The following is an 8,572-nucleotide window of genomic DNA, read 5'->3' as shown; positions in this document are numbered from 1 at the left end:
TGAAAAGACCTATAGATAACAACGTATATAATTAATGGCTAGTTTTAGCTTGCTTACGAAAATCTTTGCAGATTTTCTATTCCGTTTTTATTTACTAAATTAGGTGCTGAAACACGCCACTAATCATATACAAACACGTTGGCAATAATTAAGAAAAACCGAACTAAATGAATAAAACCTTAATTCTGATTTTAATGTTATCAATATTTTCAAGTTGTTCTGGACAAAACAAAATCAAATCGTTTTGGAAAGAATTAAAGGCAAACGAAATAGAAATAGACAAACTTCCAACTGAAGAGAAATTGGATAGACTTAATAAAATGGTCAAAAAAATTTCTGCTGAACTTTTAATTGAGTTTTCAATAAATGAGAATAAGGACTTGCCAACTGATATTGTAATTTCTGCAAATGGTAAAGAAGAATTATTTCCATTAGTTGACAAAACAGTAAAATCTGCATACAATAGTAAAATATTTACTTTTACAGCTTTACGACAAGCAAATCCCGATTATGTAGGATTTGACTATGATGGAAAAGAATTATTAATTAAAGCAATGGCTTTTGTTCCGCACGAAACAGAACAAGGATTGGGAATGGAATTTATAATTTTTGAGAAAGCAATGAATGTTGATAGAAAGTTTATGCAGGATTATGGACTTATGACAATTGATTATTTGATTGGAGAACGAATTTTTGCGGAGGAAATTATTGCTTGTGACTTTTATTTTAAAAGCGATATTGACGGAGAAACTAAAGCAATTCCATTAACTGAACTGAATAACTATTTGAACAAAAGACGAGAATTTTACAAGAATAAGCAGAAATAACTATTGCCAACACCGTGTATAATTAATTGCTGGTTTTAGCTTACTTACGAACATTCCTTCGGAATATTCTATCTGTGATTTATTTGCTAACTTAGTTGCTTAAATCACGCAACTAACCATACACAATCACGTTGTAGCCAATATAAGAAACGCCTATGGGAACTTGGGGAACAGGAATTTCTTCAAACGATATTTACGAAGATATAAACTATGAATTCTTTGAATTATACAATCAAGGAATGAAAGTTTCTGCGATTACTGAAAAGTTAATTAAAGAAAATAAAGAATTAATTGATTCTCACGAAGACCAAAATAATTTTTGGATTACTATCGCAAAATCTCAATGGGAATGTAAATCACTGGACAAAAAAGTATTTAATCAGATTAAAGATATTGTTGAATCTGGGAAGGATATTGAATTGTGGAAAGAGCTTGACTCTTCACAATCTGATTTAAATAAACGCAAAAAAGTTTTAGAGCTCTTTTTAAAGAAAATATCAACCGAAAAAAAGACATCTCGAAAACGAAAAATAAAAAAATCACGAAATGCAATTTTCGAAAAAGGAGAATGTTTAGTTTTTAAATTAAGTGATGGAGATTATTGTGGAGTTTTTGTGTTAGAATCGGAAAAAGAAACAGAATTCGGACTGAATTTAGTTGTTGTAACTGACATTAAACAATCGGAAAAACCAACCGAAAAGGATTTTGAAAACGCAAAATTATTATTTAGACTTGAACAACAAATAAACAAAGAATATAAATCAACTGAACAAATTAGTTGGTATCATGCTCAACATTATAAAAATGCAGAAACGGAATTTGAAAAAATTGGACAATTAAAAGTTAGTAAATATTATTATTCAAATAAAGACTATCAGAGTTTTTCGAATTGGGACAATCTAAAATTATTTCAAGATGAATTCTATTCTGACTTTGAAAATAATAAGTGTAAGAACAAAATCAAATTGAGTAGTTTAAGGAAAAAATACTGGCTACAACACCGTGTATAATTAATTGCTAAGTCCTCGCCTACTTGGAAATTCCTTCGGAATTTCCTCTGGTTCGTTTTCTTTTACTAATTTAGTTGCTAGCCAACGCAACTAACCATACACGAACACGTTGGCAATAATGCCGAACTCGAACGTTAAAAAAAGACATATCTAATTAAATTATTAAAAAACACAAACTAAAATGAAGACAAAAATTTTATTCCTTTTATTTACTTCGATACTATTTTCTAGTAAAACCACTTATGGACAAACTGGTGAGAAAAACATCAAAGCTAGACTAATTATATGTTCAGGATTATCAGAAAAGAATGTGCCATTGGATGACTTGAAAGAAATTTATTTGAAAGAAGGCGAAAAAGTCACTTTATATGTCAAGTGGTTTAATCTTAATAAAAAAAGCTATGTGACATCAATGGACTTCCTTGATGCTAATGGAAATTATCTAGCACAATCGAGTGAATATAAATTTAAGCCTAAAAAGAAAACTCATAATACTTGGAATAAAAGAAAATTCAGAAAAGTTATTGTACCTGAAGGTGTTATAAAAATCAGAATTAATTTAGACGAAGAAATGATTTTAGAGCGTGAAATTGAAATTAAATACAAATCAGAATAATAAATTATTAGTTTTCGGAATTGTAAAATAAAGCACGTATTGCCAACACCGTATATAATTTATTGCTAGTTCTAGCCTGCTTACGAAAACCCTCGCGGATTTTCTATTCGGTTTTTATTTGCTAAATTTAGTGCTTAGACACGCAACAAACCATATACAAACACGTTAGGCAACATTAGAAAAAATCGCAATTCGAATGGAATTTAAAGGACATATTAACTTAAGAACTTCAACTTTTGATTCTGGAAAACTTACCATAAGTTCAAAAGGGAAAAGCGAAAATTTCATTTGTCACCAATACTTTTATGCAAATTCCAAACTGACCAAACATATTGATTTTATCAATTGGAAAATATCTCATCACACCTACAATCAAAACGGGGAAAGAATTGAATTACGAACATTTTCATTCGATGAAAATCCTGAAATTTCAGAACTTGAAGGCTACAAAAAATTTGAGTATGAAAATGGAAATCTAATTACTGAAAATCACTTTCTGATTTATGGAAAAGAAGAAAAACTCGAATATGAAGGTAAATACATTTATTCTGGAAAAGAATTAATTCGAGAAGATTTTCATTATCCAAATGAAATTTACACTATAAATTACAAATTTGACAAAAAGAAAAACATACTAACCAAAGTTTTTCCCAATGACGATGGAAATTGTGAGTATTATTACGATGAAAATGGTTTTCTAAAGAAATTCATCAACTTCAAAGAGAACAACTATTGTCAAATTAATGAGTACGAATATAAAAATAACCGATTACATAAATTGATTGAATATCCGATTTTAAAATTTAAGAAAAATTTGTTTTCCTACAAGATAAAGTTATTAGGAAAAAAGCAATTCATCCACGAAAATGAGTTCTTCTATGACGAGAATGGAATGTTAATCAAAGAAGTTAAAACTGACATTCTTGACAATTATGAAATTGACGTTATACGATATGAATATGAAAAATAACGTTGCCTAACACCGTATATAATTTATTGCTAGTTCTAGCCTGTTTACGAAAACCCTCGCGGATTTTCTATTCGGTTTTTATTTGCTAAATTTAGTGCTGAAACACGCAACAAATCATATACAAACACGTTGTGGCACATTTGAATGAACATTTCAATTAACATAAAATCCCTCTTAATTTTGACCATCGGATTTATTCTGTTCACAGTAATTGGAACAATAAGTCACGAATATGGACATATAATTGTAGCTAAATCCTTTGACTACGAAACTACACTACATTATGGAAGTATGAATTACTTGCCAAAAGGATATTTAAAAGATGAAGATGTAATAGCGGTTAGGGATTTAACAAAAGATTATTCGAATATTGAATATGACTCTTGGCCAAAAGATATTAAAGAAAAAACAGAAGAATACGATAATATTTTACAGAAACGCTATTGGAACGAAAAATCAAATAGTGGTTTACTGATCACAGTTGGAGGTCCTTTACAAACAATTTTGACAGGAACTATTGGGTTATTGATTTTAATATGGCGTAGGAAATCTATTTGCAAAAACGGATTGAAAGTTTTTGATTGGCTTGCTATTTTCCTTTCATTATTCTGGTTACGAGAAATATTTAATCTTGTAGCTTCCATTACTATAGAATTAATTTCACGAAACGGAACTTGGTTCGCTGGAGATGAATTACATATTTCACAAGGATTGAATTTATGGTCAGGAACAATTCCATTAATTTTAGCTACTATGGGAACTATAATTGCTATTTATGTAGTTTTTAAAATAATACCTAAAAAGATACGTATGACTTTTATTTTAAGTGGATTTATTGGTGGAATAGCAGGATTTATTTTCTGGATGAATATAATCGGACCAAAAATATTACCTTAATGAATAAAAGAACGTGCCACAACACCGTATATATTTTATTGCTGGTTCCTGCTTGTTTACGAAAATCCTCACGGATTTTCTATTCAGTTTTTATTTACTAACTTAGTTGCTTAATCACGCAACAAAGCATATACAAACACGTTGGCAATAATTTATGAAAAAACGTCCGAACTTCAAAAAATGGTTATTTCTAATCGGAATTCAGGTTTTTGTGCTTTATCTGATTTATAGCTTTTTTTATAGCGGAATTGAAAATAAACCAAAAGCTGAAAACAAAACTGACTTAATCGGAATTTGGAAATCTACAAAAAGCTCGAATATTGTGGAATTACAATTCTTTAAGGATTCTCTAATTTATAATGCTTGGGAAAAGAAAACAAAATTCTCTTGGGAAAGTGACAAAACAAAAATTTACTATACTCAATTAACGAATATTGAACCTGAATTAGATACTGAATTTATTATGGAATATAGACTGAATCTGGAAAAAGACACTCTGTTTGTAAAAAACTCGGAATCTGAATTCACGAATGAATTTATAAAAAAAACTGCTGACTGAATAAATAGCGGAAAAACAAACTGAATTAAAAAAACTATTGCCAACACCGTATATAATTTATTGCTGGCTTCTCGCTTACTTACGAAAGTCCTCGCGGACTTTCTTGGTCGGTAATTATTTACTAAATTAGTTGCTTGAAACACGCAACAAACCATATACAACAACGTTATAAAAAATAGCCGAGAATCCTCAATTTCAACGAACTGAATTTCTTAAAACATAAATAATAGGATTATTTCCTTACTCAAATCTTAATAAAATAATCGTGAATTCTGCTTACTCAATTCACGAATTGAATTCTTTGCGGAATTTTGACGCAAAGGAGAAATAACTCTTACGCAGTTTTTTGAAGCCAAGGAAATTTTAGCTCGCTAGGAAATGCTTACTCAATCGCTAAATGCTCCAAAGAGTTAAAAAAAACACTTTTCGTTATTCAACTGTAAAAGCAAAACACGTTTAGCTTTCCTCCTTTTATTGCGCAACTTAACGGCAAAGTAATTCGTGCTTAATTTGATGTTTAGCTACATTTTATAACACCGTATATAAAAAATTGCTAGATTAGTGCTTAAATAAAGTTCGTTGCTCTTTTGCTACTTCTGATTTTCCTTCGGAAAATCCGCCTGTACCAAAACGCAACTTTCCATATACAAACACGTTGTGTGCAATTAAAACAAACCGATGTACGAGAAATTAACATATAGCGGAAATGAATGCAATAATTACTTGTATTTCTCATTTGACGCAGAATATTTCGATACTGAAAAGATAACGGAGGAATTAAATATTCAACCGACTTCTGTAATGATAAAGAAAGAACCTGTGCCAAAATCGACAGCTTGGAAATATCGAATTGATGCAGGAAATGAAATTGACTTGGAAAAATATTTGAAAAAACTAATTGAATTTTTTGAACCGAAAATTGACCTTATAAACCGATTAAAGGAAGAATTTAATCTGAATACTCGAATCCAATTTGTAATAGATATTGACATTAATCCTGATTCGTCAACACCATATTTCGGACTGAATAAAAAAACGATTGATTTTCTTTACAAAACAGGAACGGAAATAGATTATGACTTGTATAAGTCTGACACTATCGGAATATTGAACAATTTGAATGAAAAATAACTGCACACAACACAGTATATAAAAAATTGCTGGTATTGTGCTTAATCAAAGGTCGTTGCTTGTTTTGTTACGTCTGATTTTCCTTCGGAAAATCCTCGCATACAAAACCGCAACTTTCCATATACATAAACGTTGCCATTAATTTGAGAAAAACGAACTACAAATCAATATTTAAAGCATTTATTCCAATCGGAATTATACTTTTTTTAATTCTATTATCTGAATTAAGAACAGAAGGTTCTTTTGGAGGATTAGTTGACTTTTTTAAATATTTGTTCTTTTTAGTTTTCGGAATTATAGTGTTTATTTACACTTCTGTAAAACAAGGAAAAAAAATTAAAAACAAAATTGAAATTAAAGAAGCGAAAATTATTTTGACTTTACTCTTAATTTCGACTTTTATTGCAATCAGTTCTTTTTGGTTTCCGAAAGATTTTTTTGACAAAGAATCCGAATTTATCGCAAATGACATTTTTGGAAATGAATTAAGATTATTCGAAAATGGAAAATATATGTTGCGGACAAGAGATTACGAATGGACAACTATTGACAGAGGAATTTACAAAATAAATGACAATGTTATTTTTTTAGACGAGGAAGTAAAGGAAAAAATATGGGGAAAAAGAGCCAAAAAATATCTGATTAAAAACAAAAATCTGATTCCAATTTACTCAAACGGAATTGAAACAGATTCAACTGAATTTTTGACAATAAAACTGAATAAAAACTAATGGCAACAACGTGTATAATTAATGGCTTGTTCTCGCCTACTTACGAAAATCCTCGCGGATTTTCTATTCGGTTTTTATTTGCTAAATTAGGTGCTTAAACACGCCACTAATCATACACAAAAACGTTGGCAGTAATTTCAAAAACGAAGTCCGAATTCAATAACCTATTCTAAAACAACTTATTATCAATTATATGAAAAAAATAATGTTAGTGTTTTTATTTTGTATTTTATTCTCATGTGAAAAAAAAATACAAAAATCATATTCAGAGTTAACAACTATTGAAAATGATACATTTTATAAATATTATAATAATGGAATATTAAAAGAAAAAGGTAAAATAGTTAATAAAAAATATAAAGAAGGCTGGTGGATTTTTAATGACTCAATAGGTAATTTAATTAAAAAAGAAGAATATTGGATACGAAATGATAGTGTTTTATTAAATCAATATATTTACTTTAACGATAATAGAATTGACAAACTTAAAAGTTCGTATTTTTATTTAAAAATTCCTGACACCATTTATCTAGGTAAAAATGTAGCGCAATTAGACTTTAATTCAAGATTTAAAAATGCTGATAGAAGACTTTTGAATGTTACTATTAAAAATCAGTTTTCTGATAGTCTTATTAAAAAAGAAGTGTTTGGCGACAATAATAATATTGACAGTCCAAAATTCGGTATTTTTGCTCATAAAACTGGAAAAAAAATAATAAAAGGATATACTAGTGAATTAGCAACTTACAGAAGAAAGATTGGAAATAGCGATTCGATAGAAGCTGAAATTATTAAAGATAAAAAATTCTTTATTAAAGAAGTTTATGTGAAAGATACTATAAATGATATTAAATAATAAACTACTGCCAACACCGTATATAATTTATTGCTGGTTCTAGCTTGCTTACGAAAACCCTCGTGGATTTTCTATTCCGTTTTTATTTACTAACTTAGTTGCTTAATCACGCAACAAAGCATATACAAACACGTTACCAAACATTTGAAAAAACACTCGATTAGTAAAATGAACAGAGAAATATTTTGGAATATTATTGAAGAAGCAAAGGGAAAATCTAATGGAGAAAGCGAGCGGCTAACTGAAAATCTGAATGAAAAACTTTCAACATTATCAGTTGAAGATTTGTTGCATTTTCAATTTATTTATGAAATATATGAAATTGCTATAATTTCTGCCCCAAGTAATTTAATTTGGACAGCACAGTTTTTGATCAACAAAGGCTTGTACACAAACACTTACAATTTTGCTGGATGGTTAATTGCACAAGGCAAAAAAACATATTTGGATGCATTACTCAATGCTGATACTCTAGTGAACACACACACGCCTGAAAAAGAATGTGAATATACAGAATTGAGATTATTAGGTGGAAAACTCTATAGACAAGAAACAGGTCTAAAAATTAAAGCATTTCAAAAAATTGAAAGCGATTTTTGGAAAAAACCAAAAAGTAAAGTGGAGCAAACTGAAATTAAATCCGAAATCATTCTTAACAATATGAAGCGAGATAGAAATTGGAAAATTTCAGATTTGCAAAATATATTACCTAATATGTATGAAAAGTTGATTAAATAAGCCAACTCAAATCGAACAAAAATAGTTTAGTTATTTATAGATGTCTGAATATTTGCGAGAAAAACGTTTGGTAACACCGTATATAATTTATTGCTAGTTCTAGCCTGCTTACGAAAACCCTCGCGGATTTTCTATTCGGTTTTTATTTGCTAAATTACGTTCTTAAACACGCAACAAACCATATACAAACACGTTATCTATAAGTTACTCACCAACAAAAATTATTGGAAAATCTAT

At 29.2% G+C, this 8,572-nt stretch carries 10 protein-coding genes; all 10 read left to right on the top strand.

Features of this window, described 5'->3' with window-relative positions; all coding sequences use genetic code 11:
* Window positions 1-167 precede the first annotated feature (167 nt).
* The 10 genes from ACVCZW_RS02180 to ACVCZW_RS02135 all read left to right on the top strand — a co-directional run bounded on the left by ACVCZW_RS02180 (window position 168) and on the right by ACVCZW_RS02135 (window position 8,335).
* Entirely contained in the window at window positions 168-827 is a 660-nt protein-coding gene (locus ACVCZW_RS02180; RefSeq protein WP_452231541.1) for a hypothetical protein, read from the top strand.
* A gap of 155 nt (window positions 828-982) precedes the next feature.
* A complete protein-coding gene (locus tag ACVCZW_RS02175; protein ID WP_452231540.1) occupies window positions 983-1,837 on the top strand; it encodes a hypothetical protein in 855 nt (284 codons plus the stop codon).
* Window positions 1,838-2,018: 181 nt separating this feature from the next.
* Complete coding sequence (locus ACVCZW_RS02170; protein WP_203395299.1) at window positions 2,019-2,453, top strand: hypothetical protein; 435 nt, start codon at window positions 2,019-2,021, stop codon at window positions 2,451-2,453.
* 196 nt (window positions 2,454-2,649) lie between these two features.
* On the top strand, window positions 2,650-3,423 hold the full coding sequence (locus ACVCZW_RS02165) for a hypothetical protein (RefSeq protein WP_452231539.1): 774 nt from the start codon (window positions 2,650-2,652) through the stop codon (window positions 3,421-3,423).
* A 180-nt stretch (window positions 3,424-3,603) separates the two neighbouring features.
* A complete protein-coding gene (locus ACVCZW_RS02160; RefSeq protein WP_452231538.1) occupies window positions 3,604-4,320 on the top strand; it encodes a hypothetical protein in 717 nt (238 codons plus the stop codon).
* 154 nt (window positions 4,321-4,474) lie between these two features.
* Window positions 4,475-4,879, top strand: coding sequence for a hypothetical protein (locus tag ACVCZW_RS02155; protein WP_452231537.1), 405 nt, complete (start codon window positions 4,475-4,477; stop codon window positions 4,877-4,879).
* Between the two features lie 678 nt (window positions 4,880-5,557).
* On the top strand, window positions 5,558-6,010 hold the full coding sequence (locus ACVCZW_RS02150; RefSeq protein WP_452231536.1) for a DUF4279 domain-containing protein: 453 nt from the start codon (window positions 5,558-5,560) through the stop codon (window positions 6,008-6,010).
* A gap of 272 nt (window positions 6,011-6,282) precedes the next feature.
* Complete coding sequence (locus ACVCZW_RS02145) at window positions 6,283-6,741, top strand: hypothetical protein (RefSeq protein WP_452231535.1); 459 nt, start codon at window positions 6,283-6,285, stop codon at window positions 6,739-6,741.
* A gap of 193 nt (window positions 6,742-6,934) precedes the next feature.
* Entirely contained in the window at window positions 6,935-7,597 is a 663-nt protein-coding gene (locus ACVCZW_RS02140) for a hypothetical protein (protein WP_452231534.1), read from the top strand.
* Window positions 7,598-7,765: 168 nt separating this feature from the next.
* Complete coding sequence (locus tag ACVCZW_RS02135) at window positions 7,766-8,335, top strand: DUF4240 domain-containing protein (protein ID WP_452231533.1); 570 nt, start codon at window positions 7,766-7,768, stop codon at window positions 8,333-8,335.
* Window positions 8,336-8,572 lie beyond the last annotated feature (237 nt).

It is taken from the genome of Lacinutrix sp. MEBiC02595 (assembly GCF_053601555.1).
This window is presented reverse-complemented; position numbering and strand designations above follow the sequence as displayed.